This window comes from Nocardioides renjunii (assembly GCF_034661175.1).
In the GTDB taxonomy this organism is placed as follows: domain Bacteria; phylum Actinomycetota; class Actinomycetes; order Propionibacteriales; family Nocardioidaceae; genus Nocardioides; species Nocardioides renjunii.
The window spans coordinates 804638-820987 of sequence record NZ_CP141058.1 but is presented as its reverse complement, the minus strand read 5'-3'; the positions used below and the strand labels follow the sequence as shown (position 1 = coordinate 820987).

Below are 16350 nucleotides of genomic sequence, written 5' to 3'. Positions count from 1 at the left end.
GTGTCTCAGTCCCTCGGAGTTGGTGGGGTGGTGGGGTGGAGGGCCGTACGCCGCGCAGTGCGGGTCGTACGGCCCCCCGCGATCACCAGCGGTAGTGGGCGAAGGCCTTGTTGGACTCGGCCATCTTGTGGGTGTCCTCGCGCTTCTTCACAGCGGCACCGAGGCCGTTGCTCGCGTCGAGGATCTCGTTCATGAGGCGCTCGGCCATGGTCTTCTCGCGGCGGTCGGCGGCGTAGCCCACGAGCCAGCGCAGGGCCAGCGTGGTGGAGCGGTTGGCCTTGACCTCGACGGGGACCTGGTAGGTCGCGCCGCCGACGCGGCGGGACTTGACCTCGATGGCCGGCTTGACGTTGTCCATCGCGCGCTTGAGCGTGACGACGGGGTCGGTGCCGGTCTTGTCGCGGCAACCCTCGAGGGCGGTGTAGACGATGCGCTGCGCCACGGCCTTCTTGCCGTCCTGGAGGACCTTGCTGACGAGCTGGGTGACCAGCTGCGAGCCGTAGACCGGGTCGACGACGAGGGGGCGCTTGGGAGCGGGACCCTTGCGAGGCATTACTTCTCCTTCTTCGCGCCGTAGCGGCTGCGGGCCTGCTTGCGGTTCTTGACACCCTGGGTGTCGAGCGAGCCGCGGATGATCTTGTAGCGGACGCCGGGAAGGTCCTTCACACGGCCGCCGCGGACGAGCACGATCGAGTGCTCCTGCAGGTTGTGACCGACACCCGGGATGTAGGCGGTGACCTCGACGCCACTGCTCAGGCGCACGCGGGCGACCTTGCGGAGGGCGGAGTTCGGCTTCTTCGGGGTGGTGGTGTAGACGCGGGTGCAGACGCCACGGCGCTGCGGGGATCCCTTCAGGGCAGGCGTCTTGTTCTTCGACACCTTGTCCTGGCGGCCCTTGCGGACCAGCTGGTTGATGGTGGGCACCGGGTGGTTCCCTCTCTCTGTCGTCTCGTCACGGCCCGGCGCGGTGCCGGACTCGGGGTCGTGCGTTGCTGCGGTGTGCCTGTTGCGAGTGCTGGGGGTGCTGCGCCCCGGGCCTGCGCCCTGCGAATGGGCGCCGTCCGTGCATGCGCATGGGTCTGGACGAGCCAGACACACAAGGAACGAGGCTACTCGGGCGCCACGGCAGGGTCAAAACGCCGCGGACGCCCTCTCCGCGGCCGGTCGGCCGGCCTCGACGACCCGCTCCCGACGCGCCCGTTCGAGCCTCAGGTACATGATCGCAGACAACGCAACCCCGGCGATCGTCATGAGCCCGCCGCCGATCAGCGTCCAGCGCGCGCCGTACTCCTGGCCGATCCAGCCGATGATGGGCGCGCCCACCGGGGTGCCGCCCATGAAGATCATCAGGTAGAGCGCCATCACCCGCCCGCGCACGCCGGCGTCGGTGTGCAGCTGCATGTAGGTGTTGGCCGCGGTGATGAAGGTGAGCGCCGTGAGGCCGGTGACCGGCGCGAGCAGCGCGAAGGTCAGGTAGGACGGCATCAGCCCGGCCAGCACCACGGTCGTGCCGAAGGCCAGGGCGGAGCCGACGACCAGCCGGTGCCGGACCTGGGCGCGGCGGGCGGCCAGCAGCGCCCCCGTCAGCGAGCCGACGGCCAGGAAGGTGCCGAGCAGGCCGAACTCCTCGGGCCCCTTGCCGAAGACCTCGGTGGCCATGAGCGCGGAGGTGATCTGGAAGTTGAGGCCGAACGTGCCGGCGAAGAACACCATGCTCAGGACGAGGAGCAGGTCGGGGCGGGCCCGGACGTAGGCGACGCCCTCCTCGATGGCGCCGGGCCCCCGGTCGGCGGGCGCCGCGGCGTCGATGCGGCTGACGTCGAGGTGGCGCAGCGACCAGATCGGGGCGGCGTACGACACCGCGTTGAAGAGGATGACCCAGCCGGTCGCTGCCGCTCCCCCGCCGAAGGCGGCGATGAGCACGCCGGCGAGGCCGGGGCCGACGAGGCGGGCGGCGTTGAAGCTGGCGGAGTTGAGGCCCACCGCGTTGGTGAGGTCACCGGGGTCGACGAGCTCGGAGACGAACGACTGGCGGGCCGGGGCGTCGAAGGCCGACGCGGCGCCGAGCAGGAGGGCGAGCAGGTAGACGTGCCAGACCTCGGCGGTGCCGGTGACGGCGAGGACGCCGAGCACGGCGGCGGGCAGCGCCATGCCGAGGTTGGTCAGCTGGAGCAGCCGCTGCTTGGGCATGCGGTCGGCGACGAGGCCGGCGATCGGGGTCAGCAGCAGGAACGGCAGGAACTGGAGCCCGGTCGTGATGCCCAGCGCGGTGGCGCCGGACCCGACGGCGAGCTCGAGCACCAGCCAGTCCTGCGCGACGCGCTGCATCCAGGTGCCGGTGTTGGAGACGACACCGCCGGCGGCGTAGCGGCGGTAGTTGGCGTTGGCCAGGGAGCGGAAGGTGGGACTCGTGGTGACTCCTCAGTCGGTGGTGCGGTCAGCAGGTCAGTCGGTCATCGCGAGGCGGGCCAGGATCGGGGCAGCCTCGCGGAGGGTGGCGCGCTCGGCGGGGGTGAGCCGCGCGAGCTGCTGGGAGAGCCAGGCGTCACGACGCTGGCGGTCGGCCAGCACCGCCGCCCGGCCGGCGTCGGTGAGGGTGACGACGACCTGGCGGCCGTCGCTCTCGTGGGGCCGGCGCACGACGTAGCCGTCGGCCTCCAGGCAGTTGACCGTCCGGGTCATCGACGGCGGCTGCACGCGCTCGGCGCGGGCCAGCTCGCCGATGCTCTGGTCGCCGAGGCGGACCAGCAGCCCGAGCACGACCATCTGCGGGATGCTCAGGTCGTTGTCGGGGTGGCGCTCGGAGACCAGTCGGCGGCGCAGGCGCATGACACCTGCCCGGAGCTCGGAGGCGAGCCCGGCGTCGGAGCGGAGGTCTCTGGTCGGCATGTCGTTAGCATAACTCATTACCTGTGCTAACTATTCCGGCGGTGGTGCAAGGCGGGGCCTGCCGCTCGGGGGTGCGTCGGCTCTTCGGCTCGCGCCTCGTGGTGGCGGCACATCGCAGCGCGGGCGACGTACGGGGACGATCTGCCGCCACCCTGGGCGCCGCCTGACGGGTCACCGCCGCACCCGGCCGTGGACATCTCGAGGCAGTTCCGAACTTCTGGGGGTGTGTACACCCCTGGAAGTTCCGGTTTCCCCGCATATGCGGGGAAACCACGGGGTGGCGGGGGCCGGCCCGCCGACTCCCTGGGCGGGGACTCCTGCACGACGAGGACGGCCAGACCGGACCCTCAGGTGAGCCAGGAGGTGATCGGGTCGATCGCGAAGTAGACGACGAAGAGCGCCGCGACGAGCCACATGAGCGGGTGCACCTCGCGGGCCTTGCCGACCACGACCTTGATGAGGACGTACGCCAGGAAGCCGGCGCCGATGCCGACCGAGATGGAGTAGGTGAAGGGCATCAACACGATCGTGAGGAACGCCGGGATGGCGATCTCGAGGTCGTCCCACGCGATGCCCTTGACCTGCTGCATCATCAGGAAGCCGACCAGCACCAGCGCAGGGACCGCGGCCTCGGAGGGGATCGCCTCGACGATCGGCGCGAAGAAGGTGCTCAGCAGGAACAGCAGCCCGGTCACGACCGACGCCAGGCCCGTACGGGCGCCTTCGCCGACGCCGGAGGCGGACTCGATGTAGGAGGTGTTGGACGAGACGCCCGCGGCGCCACCGGCCATGGCGGCGACCGAGTCGACGATGAGGATGCGCTGGGCGTGGGGCGGGATCCCCTCCTCGTCGTTGAGCCCGGCCTCGGCGCCGATGGCGGTCATCGTGCCCATGGTGTCGAAGAAGTCGGCCAGCAGCAGCGTGAACGCGAGCAGCAGCGCGGCGAGCACGCCGACGGAGGAGAACGCCCCGAAGAGGGAGAACTCGCCGAGGGTGCCGAAGTCGGGCACGTCGACGACGCCGTTGAGCTCGGGGACGTTGAGCGACCAGTTGCCCGGGCCCTCCTCGGCCACCGAGCCGAGGTCGAGCACGGCCTGGATGACGAACGCGAGGACGGCGGTCGCGACGATGGAGATGAGGATCGCGCCGCGCACGTGGCGCACCCACAGCGCGATGATGAGGACGACGCCGACGGCGAAGACGAGGACAGGCCAGCCGGTGAGCGTTCCGCCGCTGCCGAGCTGCACCGGGACGGTCGTGAGGGCGGCGTCGGGGATCCGGGTGACGAAGCCCGCGTCGACGAAGCCGATGAGCGCGATGAAGAGGCCGATGCCGACCGAGATGGCGATCTTGAGCTGCTGCGGGACGGCGTGGAAGACGGCCTTGCGGAACCCGGTCAGCACGAGGACCAGGATGATGATGCCCTCGAGCACGATGAGCCCCATCGCGTCGGCCCACGTGGACCGGGTGGCGATCGCGTTGGCCACGAACGCGTTGAGGCCGAGCCCGGTGGCCAGCGCGAGCGGGAAGTTGGCGACCGACCCCATCAGGATCGTGAGCACGCCCGCGACCAGTGCCGTGCCGGCGGCGATCACCGGCAGGTTGGAGCCGTCGCCGGTGCCGCCGCCGAGGAAGGCGCCGGTCGAGTCCGGCACGAAGCCCAGGATGAGCGGGTTGAGCACGACGATGTAGGCCATCGTCAGGAAGGTCACGACACCGCCGCGCACCTCCCGGCCCACGGTGGACCCGCGCTCGGTGATCTGGAAGAACCCGTCGAGGCCCGTGGCCCTGGGGGACTGCTCTGCCGTCTTGGTCTCGTCGGTCACGGGACGGCAGTGTGGCAGAAGCGTGCTACGCCCGTGTTTCCGCCCGTGTCGCGCGTGTAGCGTGACCGCGTGGACCTGGGCGACGAGCAGCCGACGCAGCACGAGATCGGCAACCGCACCTACGTCGTCGCGCAGGTCGAGCCGCTCGACGTCGACGGGGTCCGCACCACCGAGGTCGGCACCGCGCTGTGGCTGCTGGCCTTCCTCGGCCTGCTCCCCTTCTGGGGCACGCTGCAGGACAACGGCCGGACGTGGTGGCTCTGGACCTGCCTGGCCGGCTTCGGCCTCGGGCTGTGCGGCCTGGAGTACTGCCGCCGCCGCCGCAAGGAGCGCGCGCTCCAGCAGGCCGGCCGATGAGCCTGCCGCCCACCCGCTGGGAGCTGGCCGGCGAGGGCAACCGCGGCTACGGCGAGCACTTCGCCGAGCGGGTGGCGCGCGGCGACGACGTCGACGGCGAGGCCCGGCTGGCCGACGCCCTCGTGCCGCGGGGAGCGCGGATCCTCGACGTCGGCTCGGGCATGGGACGGGTCGCCGCCGCCCTGGCCGCGCGCGGGCACGACGTCGTCGCGACGGAGCCCGACCCGGAGCTGCGCGCGCAGTCACAGGCGACGTACGCCGGTCTCGAGGTGCTCCCCCACGAGGCGCTGGCGCTCGACCCCGAGCAGGTCGGCGGCTTCGACCTCGTGGTCGTGGTCGGCAACGTGTTCATCTACCTCGGCGAGGGCACCGAGCGTGCGGTCCTGGCTCGGCTGCGCGACCTGCTGGCGCCCGGCGGCCGGGTGCTCGCCGGCTTCCACCTCAGCGCGGTGAAGACCGGGAGCCGGACCTACCCGCCGGACGAGTTCGTCGCCGACGTGGCCGCGGCCGGGCTCCGGGTGGTGCACCGGTTCGGCAGCTACGAGCTGCACGAGCCCAACGACGAGTACGCCGTCTGGGTGCTGGCGCGGGACTGAGCCCGCGCGCCTCAGAGCTGCTCGATCTCGTCGTCGGTGAGGGTGTCGAAGACGTGGTCCGGCATGGGCAGCGGCTGCTGCTTGCGCGCGAGCTTGACCTCGGAGTGCGCCCCGCAGCCGTGGTCGAAGGTGACCACACGGCCGTCGTCGTTGGCGTTGCCGTTGGCGCAGACGCCGAACCGCTCGGAGAGCGAGCCGTTGAGGCGCACCAGGAAGCCGCACGACCAGCAGGTGTCCGGGGCGCTCTTGGCCAGGGGTGACTCGGGACCGCCGGGACCGGCGTACCAGCGCTCGGCGGCCATGTCGATGCCCTCGCGGCTCAGCGTGCGGACCCGACCGAGGCCGAGGTCCTCGGCCACGCGGCGCACCTGCGCCCGGGCGTCGCCGTCGAGCGGGGTGTCCAGCGGGTCGTCGCCGACGAGGTAGGTCGGCACCAGCCGCGCGTCCTCGTCCTCGACGGGGAGCAGGTCGCCGGGCGACAGGTCGCCGGGCTGGAGGCGCTCCTTGTAGGGCAGCCACGCGGGAGCGACGATCGCGTCGTCGCCGGGCAGCAGCACGACCTCGTTGACCGTGAGGTCCTTGCCGCGCTTGGCGCGGGTCAGGGTCACCGACCAGTGCCAGCCCGGGTAGCCGGCGCTGAGGCACGCGAAGTGGTGGGTGACGAGGCGCTCGCCCTCGGCGTGCGCACCGAGGTGGTCGCCCACCTCGGACGCGTCGGCGAGCTCGAGCACGACGCTGCGCGCCAGGTCGACGGCCTTGACGAGGGTCGAGTCCGGCTTGCCGGCACGGGTGGGGAGAGCGATCACGTGGGCATTGTGGCAAACGCCCACCACTCCTGTCCTGCCGGGCCGCGCGCCGGAGCGTCGCGGACGTCCTCCCCCATCACCGCCTTCACGTCCTCGTCCGCGTCCTCCCCCGCGTCCTCCTCCGCGTCCTCCTCCGCGCTGTCGGGTCGGTAGGCCAAGATGGTGCCCGTGACCTCCGACCGCCCCGACCCCGCCCCGGGGCCGCGTCGGGAGCAGTCCTCGCCGCCCCGCTCGGGAGCCGTACGCCGCTCGCTGTCGGGCGCCGCACGCGGGGTGCGGGCCGCCGGCCGGGGCGCGAAGGTGGCCGGGCGCGGAGCCGGCACGGCGGGCCAGTTCGCGGTGTCCCAGGCGCGTCGGGCCGCACGGGCCGAGGGAGCCGGTGACTCCGGGCTGTCCCGGCTGATCGAGCTGCACGCCTTCAACGCGGCCGGCGACGCCGCGGTGGCGATCTCGCTGGCCGGCACGCTGTTCTTCCAGGTGCCGACCGGCGAGGCACGCGGCCAGGTGGCGCTCTTCCTCGGCCTCACGATGCTGCCGTTCGCGATCGTGGCGCCCCTCATCGGCCCGTTCCTCGACCGGTTCAGCCACGGTCGTCGCTGGGCCGTCGGCGCGACGATGGCCACGCGCGGCTTCCTCTGCTGGGTCCTGGCGACCGCGGTCGTGACCGAGTCGGGCTGGCTGTTCCCCGCGGCGCTGGGCGTGCTGGTCGCGTCGAAGGCCTACGGCGTCACGCGCGCGGCCGCCGTGCCGCGGCTGCTGCCGCCCGACCTCACCCTGGTCAAGGCCAACGCCCGGGTCTCGCTCGCCGGCATCGTGGGGGCGGGCATCTCGGCGCCGCTGGCCTTCGTCGCCTCGACGTTCGGTCCCGAGTGGTCGCTGCGCTACGCGTTCGTCGTCTTCGTGCTCGCCACCATCTGGGCGATCCGCCTGCCCGAGAAGGTCGACGCCAGCCAGGGCGAGGGCGAGCTCACGCTGACGGGCGACAGCGAGGACGCCGGCACCGGCCGGCGACCCCGCACCCGCATCCCCTCTGCCGTCGCCTTCGCCCTGCGCGCCAACTGCGGACCGCGGTGGCTGTCCGGCTTCCTGACGATGTTCATGGCGTTCCTCCTGCGCGACAACCCCATCGGCGACTACGCCCCCGAGCTCCTGCTCGCGCTGGTCATCGGCGCGGCCGGCTTCGGCAACACGCTCGGGATCGCCATCGGGTCGCTGCTACAACGGCTCAACCCGTCGGTGACCGTCGTGCTGGCCCTGGTCGCCGACGCGGCGGTCGCCCTGCTGGCCGCGCTGTTCTACGGACTGCTCACCCTCGTGCTGCTCGGGCTGACCGCCGGCCTGGCGCAGTCGCTGGCCAAGCTGTCGCTCGACTCCACGATCCAGCGCGACGTGCCGAGCCGCATCCAGGCCAGCGCCTTCGCCCGCTCCGACACCACGCTGCAGCTGGCGTGGGTGATAGGCGGATTCATCGGCATCGCCATGCCGCTCATGCCCCAGCTCGGGCTCGGCATCGCCGCCGGCGTGCTGGGCCTGTGGGCGACCTTCGTCCTGGTCCGCCGGCCGCAGCGGAGCGCACCGACGCCCGTGCGGCACGACGGCGTACGCCCACCGACGGGCGCGGGCCAGGGACCGGGCTAGATCTCCAGCTCGTCTGCGAGGGCGCGCAGCACCTTGGCGGTGCCCCGCGCGGCCGCGCGCTCGGGGTGCCGGCCGCGGCGGTAGGTCTCCTCGACGCCCTCGAGCATCTTGATGAGGTCCTCGACGATGGTGACCATCGCCTCGGGCTGCTTGCGCTGGGCGTTGCGCTGGTTGCGGCTGACCGAGGCGGGCGCGTCGAGCACGCGCACCTGCAGCGCCTGGTCGCCGCGGCGGCCCTGGGCGATGCCGAACTCGACCTTCGTGCCCGCCTTGAGCGTGGCGATCCCCTCGGGAAGCGCGTCGGAGTGGACGTAGACGTCCGGTCCGTCGTCCTGGGACAGGAAGCCGAAGCCCTTCTCCGCGTCGAACCACTTCACCTTGCCACTGGGCACGGTCCACTCCACTCAGCTCCGCCGGACGCGGCGTGGATCCACGCGCGCTGGCACAGAATAGGCGGCGCTCCCAGCGCTCGACCAACGGGTTCTGCCGTCCCGCGTTTGATCGGGGGGCGAGGCTGCTGGGACCATGGAAGACTCGTGGGACGACCGATGACCAGCAGACCAGCGGAGAGGACGGGCGCGGTGCCGGCACGACGGGTGGGACGGATGCTCGGGACCGGTGCGCTCGCGCTCGCGCTCGGTGTCCCCACCCTGGCCGCGGCGACCACCGCACGCGCTGACGGCGCACCGTCGGGCCCCGCCCCCGCGCAGCCGTTGACCCTCGTCACGCTCCAGGGCGCGGGCACCGCCGCCGGCCGCGCGGACGCGCCGGAGCTCCTCGCCCGCCAGGACGCCGCCCTCGCGGCGATCGGGGCCGGCGAGCCCGTCTACCGCTGGACGACGGCCCTCAACGGGTTCGCGGCCCCGCTCACCGAGGAGCAGGTCGCCGTCCTCGACGACCAGCCGGGCATCGCCGCCATCGAGGCCGACACGGTGCGCCCGCTGGCGGCCCGCCCGGCCTCGGCCGCCGTCGACGGCGCCGCGGCCAGCCCGAGGCTGCGCGGCGGCGCCGGCGTGGTCATCGGCGTCGTCGACTCCGGGATCGCCCCGCAGTCCCCCGCCTTCGCGGTGGTGCCCGGGCTCGGCGCCGATCCGCAGGGGTTCGCGGGCACGTGCGCCGAGGGTGAGGGCTGGACGGCCGAGGACTGCACGCGCAAGGTCGTGGGCGCCCGGTGGTTCGTCGACGGCTTCGGCGCGGACCGGGTCCGCTCGTCGGAGGCGCTGTCGCCCCTCGACGTCCTCGGCCACGGCACCCAGGTCTCGTCGGTCGCCGCCGGCAACGCCGGCGTGAGCGTGCGCGTCGACGGCCGTGACGCGGGCCGGTTCGGCGGCGTCGCGCCGCAGGCGCGCATCGCCGCCTACAAGGCGTGCTGGGGCGCACCCGACCCCGCTGACGACGGCTGCTCGACGGCCGACGTGGTCTCCGCCGTCGACGCCGCCGTCGCCGACGGTGTGGACGTGCTCACCCTGGCCCTCGCCGGTGGCGAGGGCGTCGACACGCTGCAGCGCGCCCTGCTCGGCGCAGCGGAGGCCGACGTCGTGGTGATGGGTGCCGCCGGCAGCGCCGCCGACGCGTCGTACGCCGCCCACGCGAGCCCGTGGGTCACCACGGTCGGTGCCGCCGTCGGGCGGATGTCGCGAGGTCGGATCACGGTGCCCGGCGGGCAGTCGTGGACCGGCGGTGGTCGGCCGGTCGGCGTGCGCGGCCGGGCCGTCCGGGCCCAGGACGCTGCGGCGCCGGGTGTCCCCCGTCGCGTCGCCGCCCAGTGCCGGCAGGGGGCGCTCGACTCCCGGCGGGTCGCCGACCGGATCGTCATCTGCCGCCGCGGCGGGATCGGCCGCATCGACAAGTCCGAGTCCGTCGCCCAGGCCGGCGGACGAGCCATGGTGCTCGTCAACCAGCGCCCCGGCGGCGTGACGGCCGACTTCCACACCGTCCCGACGGTCCACCTCGCCGCCGACGCCGGTCGCCGGCTCAGCCGGTGGGTGGCGCGACACCCGGCCGCCCGGCTGCGGATGGCTCGGGTCGAGGGCGAGCCCGGCACCCGGCGCACCGCTCCCTGGAGCGCGCCGGGCGACCCGCGCGGTGCGGCGCTCAAGCCCGACGCCGTCGCCGACGGTGACGCCGTCCTCGGCGCGGTCCCCGACTCCCTGGGTCGCGGGTGGGGCGTCTTCAGCGGCAGCTCCGCCGCGACCGCCCACGCCAGCGGACTGGCGGCACTGGTGCTCGGCGAGGACCCGGACCGCTCCGCGGCGGTCGTGCGGTCCCTCGTCGTCACGTCCGCCCGGCCCGTCCCGGGCTCGTCCTCCCTCGAGCAGGGCTCGGGCGCCCTGCCGGGTCGCGCCCCCACCGCCCACCTCGCGCTCGACGTCGACCCCGCCGCGTGGCGCCGCGCGCTGCGCACCCACACCCTGGCCGACCTCAACACCAGCTCGCTGCTGCTGTCGGCCCGGCAGACCACGGCGGTCCGCCGGGTGACCAACATCGGCCGCCGCGCCGAGTACTTCTCGGTCACCGCCCGGGGCTTCACCTCGCACCGGGTGAGCGTCCGGCCCCTCGCCGTACGCCTCGCGCCGGGGCAGTCGGCGAGCTTCACCGTCACGGTCAGCGGGCCCCGCTCCCCCGGCCGCCTCGACGACGGCCAGCTCGTCTGGCTCGGCGCTCGGGGCGGGGTCACCCGGGTCCCGGTCGCGCTGACCCGCTAGGCCTGCGGGCCGGGCGCTGGTCAGCGCTCGCGGGTGATGACCATCTCGCGGTCGCCGTAGACGACCTTGTCGCCGTCGACGAGCGCGGCCGGCTTGCCCGGGGCGAGCTGCCGCGACATGCCCTGGCGCACCAGGATCGTGCCGTTGGTCGAGCCGCGGTCCATCACGACGATCGTGCCGTCGCCGGCCGGACCGAACTGGGCGTGGGTCTTGGACACCGACATGTCCGCGGACGCGAGCGGGATGAGGTGGGCGACCTGCTCGCCGCTGCGGGCCTCGGGACGACGGCCGACGAGCGCGAGGCCGGCGATGACGAAGCTCTCGCCGTTGTCGAAGTGCACCCGCCACCTCGCCGGGCCGGCAGGCACCCGGCCGGGCGGGCCCTGGGGGGACGGCGGCGCGGCGTGCTGCGGAGGCGCCTGCTGAGGGGGCGCCTGCTGAGGGGGGCGCTGCTGCGGCGGTGCTGCCTGCGGCGGGGCCGCGTGGCGTGGGCCCGGCTGGTGCTGCGGCTGCGCCGGCGGCGGGGTCGAGCGGGGTGGAGCGGCCGGGGGGACGGCGCCCGCCGGAGGCGTCGTCACCTCGGCGGGGAGCGGCTGGCGGCGCACGGAGTGCTCCGACCTCTCCGGCGTGCGGACCGCCTCGACCGGCGGGGCGGGCACGAGCCGCATCGCGGTGAGGTTGACGATGTGACGCGGGCCCTCGTCGGCCTCGGTGTCGGCGACCTCCGGCACCGGGCGTACGTCGACCACGACGGTGTGCGCCAGGTGGTCGTGCCAGCCGCGACGCTGGCGGCCGCGGTCCTCGACCGCCGTCCAGGCCAGGGTGGCGAGACCGAGGCCGAAGGTGGGCAGGCCGGCGATGCCGAGCACGAGCGAGCGCAGCAGGGCCGGGCCGACGCCGATGGGCGTCCCGGTGCCGTGATGGACCACGCGGAGCCCGGACATCGCCTTGCCGGGAGAGGTGCCGCTGACGCCCAGGACGACGGCGAGCACCAGCCAGAGCAGCACCATGGCGGCGGCGACCGCGCCGACCACGGTCCACACCTCGTCGGACACGACGAGGTAGGTGACCACGCCGACCAGGGCGAGGAGCGACCAGGCGAGTAGCCGGTCGACGGCGAACGCGGTGAAGCGCCGCTCGAGCTGGGCGACCGGGTAGGTCGCGGGGTGGGGGTGCTGGGTCACGGCGGTGTCGCTCAGGGGTTGGTGACCTGGATCGTGACGCCGTCGCCGAGGTCGAGGACCGCGCCGGGGATCAGGCTCACCGCGATGCCGGGCTTGAGCTCCTCGGCGTCGAGGCCCGGCTGGGCCAGCACCGTGCCGTTGGTCGAGCCGAGGTCGGTCGCGATGGCCGACCCGTGGTCGGCGCCCGCGCCCGGGCGGATCTCGAGGTGGGTGGAGGAGATCTCCTGGTGCGGGCTCGGCACCGTCACGACGTGGGGCTGGTCGTGCGAGGCGAAGCGTCGCGCCTCGGGGGCACGCCCGACGAGCACCGCGCGGTCGACGGCGACGACGTCGCCGGTGGAGAAGACCAGCGACGCCACCGGGTCGGCGACCACCTCGGGGGCGATCTCCTGCCCGGGGATGGGCGGACGGTCGAACGCCGCGGCCGGTGGTCCGGCCTGGGTCTGGCCGTCGAGGTCGGGCCACTCCGGCTGCTCGGCCGGGACGGCCGGCGTCTCGCCGGTGGGCGTCGGGTCGTCCTCGGGCCGGCCGAAGGTGAGCGGTGGTGCCGCGACGGGCTCGGCCTCGGCGACGAAGGGCGCCGGGGCGGGAGCCTGCGCGGGGACGGCGACGGGCGCCGGCGCGAGGACGGGCATGGCCTCGGTGGCCGGTCCGTCCTCGGCGGCCGGGGCAGTGTCGGACTGCTCGGCCGGAGCCTCGGACACGGCGGGGGCGGCCGGGGACTCGGGAGCGGCGGGCGCGCGGTGGGCCGGCTCACCGAACTCGACCACGGAGACGCGGGCGAGGCCGGGCGTCAGCACGTGGTCCGTGGGACCGTCGCCGGTGAGCGTCACGCGGAGGCTGGTCACGCCGGTGACCAGCCGCTCGGCCCAGGCCGTGCCCGCGGCCGCGGTGACGACGTCGTCGCCGGCCGTGGTCGAGACGGCGGCGGAGGGGGCGCCCCGCACGATGAGCCGGGTGGAGTCGTCGCTGTGGGCGACGAGCGCGAAGTGGTCGAGCGAGGAGAGGCCGCCGGCGAGCAGCGCGTCGAGGACGGCGTCGGCGTCGGCACCGGAGTCGGCGAGGTCCCACAGCCCGGCGACGCGGTCGCGCCGGCTGCCGGGCAGGATCACCGTGACGCGCTCGCCCACGACGGCGTACCAGTCCCCCGTCGCGAACCTGGCCTCTGTGCTCACAGTCGTCCCCCCAGCTTGGATTCGAGACTCTCCAGCTGGCGCTGCGAGTCGTAGGTCGCGTCCTTCACCAATCCCACCACATCGACGACGACCGCCGTGGCGTTGTCACGACCTCCGGCCGCCACCGCGGCCCGCACCAGCTGGTCGGCCGCGTCGCGGGGGTCGGCGACGGACTCGAGGATCTGCTCGATCTCCTCGTCCTCGATCATCCCGGTCACGCCGTCGCTGCACAGCAGGAGCCGCTCGACCGAGCCGAGCGGCAGCAGGAAGAAGTCGGGGTCGATGCCCTCGGGACTGCCGAGGGCGCGGGTGATGACGTGCCGCTCGGGGTGGGTGGCGGCCTCCTCGGGGGTGATCCGGCCGGAGTCGACGAGCTCCTGCACCACGGAGTGGTCGACGCTGACCTGCTCGAGGCGGCCCTCGGTGATCCGGTAGATCCGTGAGTCGCCGAGGTTGGCCAGGAGCCACTTGGCCACGCCGTGGTCGTCGACCAGCACGGCCACGACGGCGGTGGTGCCGGCGTGCCAGCCGGGCTGGAGGGCCCGGTGGGCCTCGCCGTAGTCGACGATGCGCGCCTGGGCGCGGGCGAAGGCGGCGGCGACCTGCTCCGCGCCCCGCGCGGGGTCGTAGTCCTCGGCGAGGCGCTGGAACTCCTCGACCGCCATCTGGCTGGCGACGTCGCCGCCGGAGTGGCCGCCCATGCCGTCGGCGACGGCGAACACCGGAGGCGCCACGAGGAACGAGTCCTCGTTGACCTTGCGGACCAGCCCGACGTCGGTCGAGGCCCCGTGGTGCAGATCGACGTTCTTCATGCCCGGCCCTCTTCGCCCGTGTCGAGATGTGGGGGCGGTGGTGCCGACCCGGCGAGTAGCGTAAGAGGGATGTCCAGCCCAGCGTCGACGACACCCGCGCGCACGTTCGCCGACCAGCTCCGCAGCTGGTCGGACGAGCGGCTCCTCGCGCTGCTCAGGGCCCGTCCGGATCTCGCCACACCCGCCCCTCAGGATTCCTCACAGCTGGCCTCGCGGGCCGCCACTCGTTCGTCGATCCACCGCGCCCTGGACGGCCTGGACCGCCTGGAGCTCTCCGTGCTTGATGCCCTCCTCGTGGCGGGCCAAACCACCTCGGAGCAGCTGATCTCGATCGTCCACGCGGACCCGGCCCGGACGAGGGCCGCGCTGCAGCGGCTGCTCGACCTCGCCCTGGCCTGGGAGGGCTCCGGCGGGGTGCGGGCCCTGACCGCCGTGGCCGACGCGATGCGCGGCATGCCGGGGGTCACCAGCGGGCTCCGGCCGGCGAGTCCCGAGCCGGCGCCGCCGGCCGAGGTGGAGGCCCGCCTGGCCGAGCTGAGCCCGGCGGCCGCGGCGATGCTGCGCCACGTCGACGCGCACGGCGGCGAGGGCACGACGGGGTCGGCCCGGCGCACCGTGTCGCCCGACGAGGCCCGGTCGCCCGCCGAGGAGCTGATCAGCCGGCGGCTGCTGGTGCCGCGCGACGGCGACACGGTCGTGCTGCCCGGCGAGGTGGGGCTCGCGCTGCGCGGCGGCCGGACGACCGCCGATCCCGTCGACGACGTGCCAGCCCTGGCCACCTCCACGCGCGACGCCGCGCTGGTCGCCCGCAGCGCGGCCGGCGCGGCCTTCGACGTCGTACGCCGGGTGGAGCTGCTGCTCGACGGCTGGGGGGTCGCGCCGCCGAGCGTGCTGCGCAGCGGCGGGCTCGCGGTCCGCGACCTCAAGTCGGTCGCCCGCGAGCTCCACGTCGACGAGGCCGGCGCGGCGCTCCTCGTGGAGGTCGCGCTGTCGGCCGGCCTGGTGGCCGAGGCCGCCGTCGCGGACGGGACGCCGTCGTGGCTGCCCACCGACGAGTTCGACGTGTGGTCGACGCTGCCCATCGCGGAGCGGTGGGCGCGGCTGGTGGGCGGGTGGCTCGACAGCAGCCGCGTCCCCTCCCTGGTCGGGTCCCGCGACGCCGCCGGCAAGTCGTGGAACGCCCTGGCGCCCGAGCTGTCGAGCGGGCTCGCGGAGGAGGCGCGGCGGCTGGCCCTGCGGGTCCTCGCCGAGGTCCCCGACGGCGAGGTGCTGGCGGCCGGCACCGGGATCGCCTCGCTCGTGCAGCGCGTCGGCTGGCTGCGGCCGCGCCGACCCGCGGTGTTCACCGACCTGGTGACCGCGGCGCTGACCGAGTCGGCGGCCCTCGGCGTCAGCGGGGCCGGCGCCCTCCCCCCGAGCGGCCGGCTCGTCGCGGAGGGGGACCTGACCGGAGCCGCCGCCGCGATCGCGCCCCACCTGCCACGGCCCGTCGACCACGTCCTGCTGCAGGCCGACCTCACCGCGGTGGCGCCCGGGCCGCTCGAGACGGAGGTCGCGCGCCGGCTGCACCTGCTCGCGGACGTCGAGTCGCGCGGCGGTGCCACCGTCTACCGATTCACCTCCGGGTCGCTGCGGCGCGGCTTCGACGCCGGCTGGTCCGCCCTCGAGGTCCGCGACTTCCTGGCGTCGGTGTCCCAGACGCCGGTGCCGCAGCCGCTGGACTTCCTCGTCGACGACGTCGCCCGCACCTTCGGCAGCGTCCGGGTCGGCCACGCCGAGGCGTTCCTGCGCGCCGACGACGAGGCGGCGCTGGCCGCCCTCGTGCACGACGCGCGGGCACGGTCGCTGGGCCTGCGCCTGCTGGCGCCCACGGTCGCGATCGCCACCTCGCCCCTCGACGTGCTGCTGCCGCGGCTGCGCGAGCTCGGTGCCGCCCCGGTCGTCGAGGCGGCCGACGGGACCGTCCGGGTCAGCCGCCCGGACCTCCACCGCGCCCGCACCCGTCGGGGTCGGCGTCCGGCCGGTGCGGTCCACGCGCGGCAGGTCGCCCAGGCCCAGGCCGTGGCCACCGCGATCCGCGCCGGCGACCGGGCCGGGGCCTCGCGCCCCGCCACCACCGAGACCACCACGCCGTCGGGCGCCCTGGCCGCGCTGCGGGAGGCGATCGAGGCCGGCAGCACGGTGGTCATCGGCTACGTCGACAACCACGGCGCGACGGGCGAGCGCGTCGTGGACCCGCGCCGTCTCGACGGCGGCCGGCTCTCGGCCTTCGACCACCGCGCGGACGACGTACGCGAGTTCGCGGTGCACCGCATCACGGGCGTCCGTCGCGCCTAGGTCGAGCGTTCGGCGCCTCCCGCCC

The 16350-nt window shown here is 74.6% G+C and carries 16 protein-coding genes; 5 read left to right on the top strand and 11 right to left on the bottom strand.

The window, feature by feature from the left end:
* Window positions 1–82: 82 nt before the first annotated feature.
* The 5 genes from rpsG to SHK17_RS03810 all read right to left on the bottom strand — a co-directional run bounded on the left by rpsG (window position 83) and on the right by SHK17_RS03810 (window position 4715).
* A complete protein-coding gene (gene rpsG / locus SHK17_RS03830; protein WP_172269837.1) occupies window positions 83–553 on the bottom strand; it encodes a 30S ribosomal protein S7 in 471 nt (156 codons plus the stop codon).
* Window positions 553–924, bottom strand: a complete 372-nt coding sequence (gene rpsL / locus SHK17_RS03825) for a 30S ribosomal protein S12 (protein WP_056906817.1) — start codon at window positions 922–924, stop codon at window positions 553–555. The genes rpsG and rpsL overlap by 1 nt, the downstream gene beginning before the upstream one ends.
* Before the next feature lie 207 nt (window positions 925–1131).
* Entirely contained in the window at window positions 1132–2391 is a 1260-nt protein-coding gene (locus tag SHK17_RS03820) for an MFS transporter (RefSeq protein ID WP_322922009.1), read from the bottom strand.
* A 54-nt stretch (window positions 2392–2445) separates the two neighbouring features.
* Window positions 2446–2889, bottom strand: coding sequence for a MarR family winged helix-turn-helix transcriptional regulator (locus SHK17_RS03815; protein ID WP_253943052.1), 444 nt, complete (start codon window positions 2887–2889; stop codon window positions 2446–2448).
* A 347-nt stretch (window positions 2890–3236) separates the two neighbouring features.
* Window positions 3237–4715 (bottom strand): NCS2 family permease, encoded by a 1479-nt coding sequence (locus SHK17_RS03810; RefSeq protein ID WP_322424903.1) that lies wholly within the window; start codon window positions 4713–4715, stop codon window positions 3237–3239.
* Window positions 4716–4784: 69 nt separating this feature from the next.
* Between SHK17_RS03810 and SHK17_RS03805 the strand changes: the two genes are divergently transcribed.
* Both SHK17_RS03805 and SHK17_RS03800 read left to right on the top strand, forming a co-directional pair.
* The gene (locus SHK17_RS03805; protein ID WP_322424904.1) at window positions 4785–5072 is read left to right on the top strand and encodes a DUF2530 domain-containing protein; all 288 of its coding nucleotides are present in this window, start codon (window positions 4785–4787) and stop codon (window positions 5070–5072) included.
* Window positions 5069–5668, top strand: a complete 600-nt coding sequence (locus SHK17_RS03800) for a class I SAM-dependent methyltransferase (protein ID WP_322424905.1) — start codon at window positions 5069–5071, stop codon at window positions 5666–5668. The genes SHK17_RS03805 and SHK17_RS03800 overlap by 4 nt, the downstream gene beginning before the upstream one ends.
* 11 nt (window positions 5669–5679) lie before the next feature.
* On the opposite strand, the gene SHK17_RS03795 is transcribed toward SHK17_RS03800, so the two are convergent.
* Window positions 5680–6474: a DUF3027 domain-containing protein gene (locus tag SHK17_RS03795; protein WP_322921127.1), complete on the bottom strand. Its 795-nt coding sequence runs from the start codon at window positions 6472–6474 to the stop codon at window positions 5680–5682.
* A complete protein-coding gene (locus SHK17_RS03790; RefSeq protein WP_322921126.1) occupies window positions 6471–6632 on the bottom strand; it encodes a hypothetical protein in 162 nt (53 codons plus the stop codon). The genes SHK17_RS03795 and SHK17_RS03790 overlap by 4 nt, the downstream gene beginning before the upstream one ends.
* A 10-nt stretch (window positions 6633–6642) precedes the next feature.
* Here SHK17_RS03790 and SHK17_RS03785 point away from each other — a divergent pair, with 10 nt between their 5' ends.
* Complete coding sequence (locus SHK17_RS03785; RefSeq protein ID WP_322921125.1) at window positions 6643–8112, top strand: MFS transporter; 1470 nt, start codon at window positions 6643–6645, stop codon at window positions 8110–8112.
* Here SHK17_RS03785 and SHK17_RS03780 read toward each other — a convergent pair.
* Window positions 8109–8504 (bottom strand): cold-shock protein, encoded by a 396-nt coding sequence (locus SHK17_RS03780; protein WP_322921124.1) that lies wholly within the window; start codon window positions 8502–8504, stop codon window positions 8109–8111. The genes SHK17_RS03785 and SHK17_RS03780 overlap by 4 nt on opposite strands.
* Window positions 8505–8660: 156 nt before the next feature.
* On the opposite strand from SHK17_RS03780, the gene SHK17_RS03775 reads away from it, so the two are divergent.
* On the top strand, window positions 8661–10817 hold the full coding sequence (locus SHK17_RS03775) for a S8 family serine peptidase (RefSeq protein WP_322921123.1): 2157 nt from the start codon (window positions 8661–8663) through the stop codon (window positions 10815–10817).
* A 20-nt stretch (window positions 10818–10837) separates the two neighbouring features.
* On the opposite strand, the gene SHK17_RS03770 is transcribed toward SHK17_RS03775, so the two are convergent.
* The 3 genes from SHK17_RS03770 to SHK17_RS03760 are packed head-to-tail and all read right to left on the bottom strand — an operon-like array spanning window position 10838 to window position 13988.
* Window positions 10838–12001, bottom strand: coding sequence for an RDD family protein (locus SHK17_RS03770; RefSeq protein ID WP_322921122.1), 1164 nt, complete (start codon window positions 11999–12001; stop codon window positions 10838–10840).
* Window positions 12002–12012: 11 nt separating this feature from the next.
* Entirely contained in the window at window positions 12013–13176 is a 1164-nt protein-coding gene (locus SHK17_RS03765) for an FHA domain-containing protein (RefSeq protein WP_322921121.1), read from the bottom strand.
* A complete protein-coding gene (locus SHK17_RS03760) occupies window positions 13173–13988 on the bottom strand; it encodes a protein phosphatase 2C domain-containing protein (RefSeq protein ID WP_172269821.1) in 816 nt (271 codons plus the stop codon). The genes SHK17_RS03765 and SHK17_RS03760 overlap by 4 nt, the downstream gene beginning before the upstream one ends.
* A 69-nt stretch (window positions 13989–14057) precedes the next feature.
* Here SHK17_RS03760 and SHK17_RS03755 point away from each other — a divergent pair, with 69 nt between their 5' ends.
* Entirely contained in the window at window positions 14058–16325 is a 2268-nt protein-coding gene (locus tag SHK17_RS03755) for a helicase C-terminal domain-containing protein (protein WP_322921120.1), read from the top strand.
* Window positions 16326–16350 lie beyond the last annotated feature (25 nt).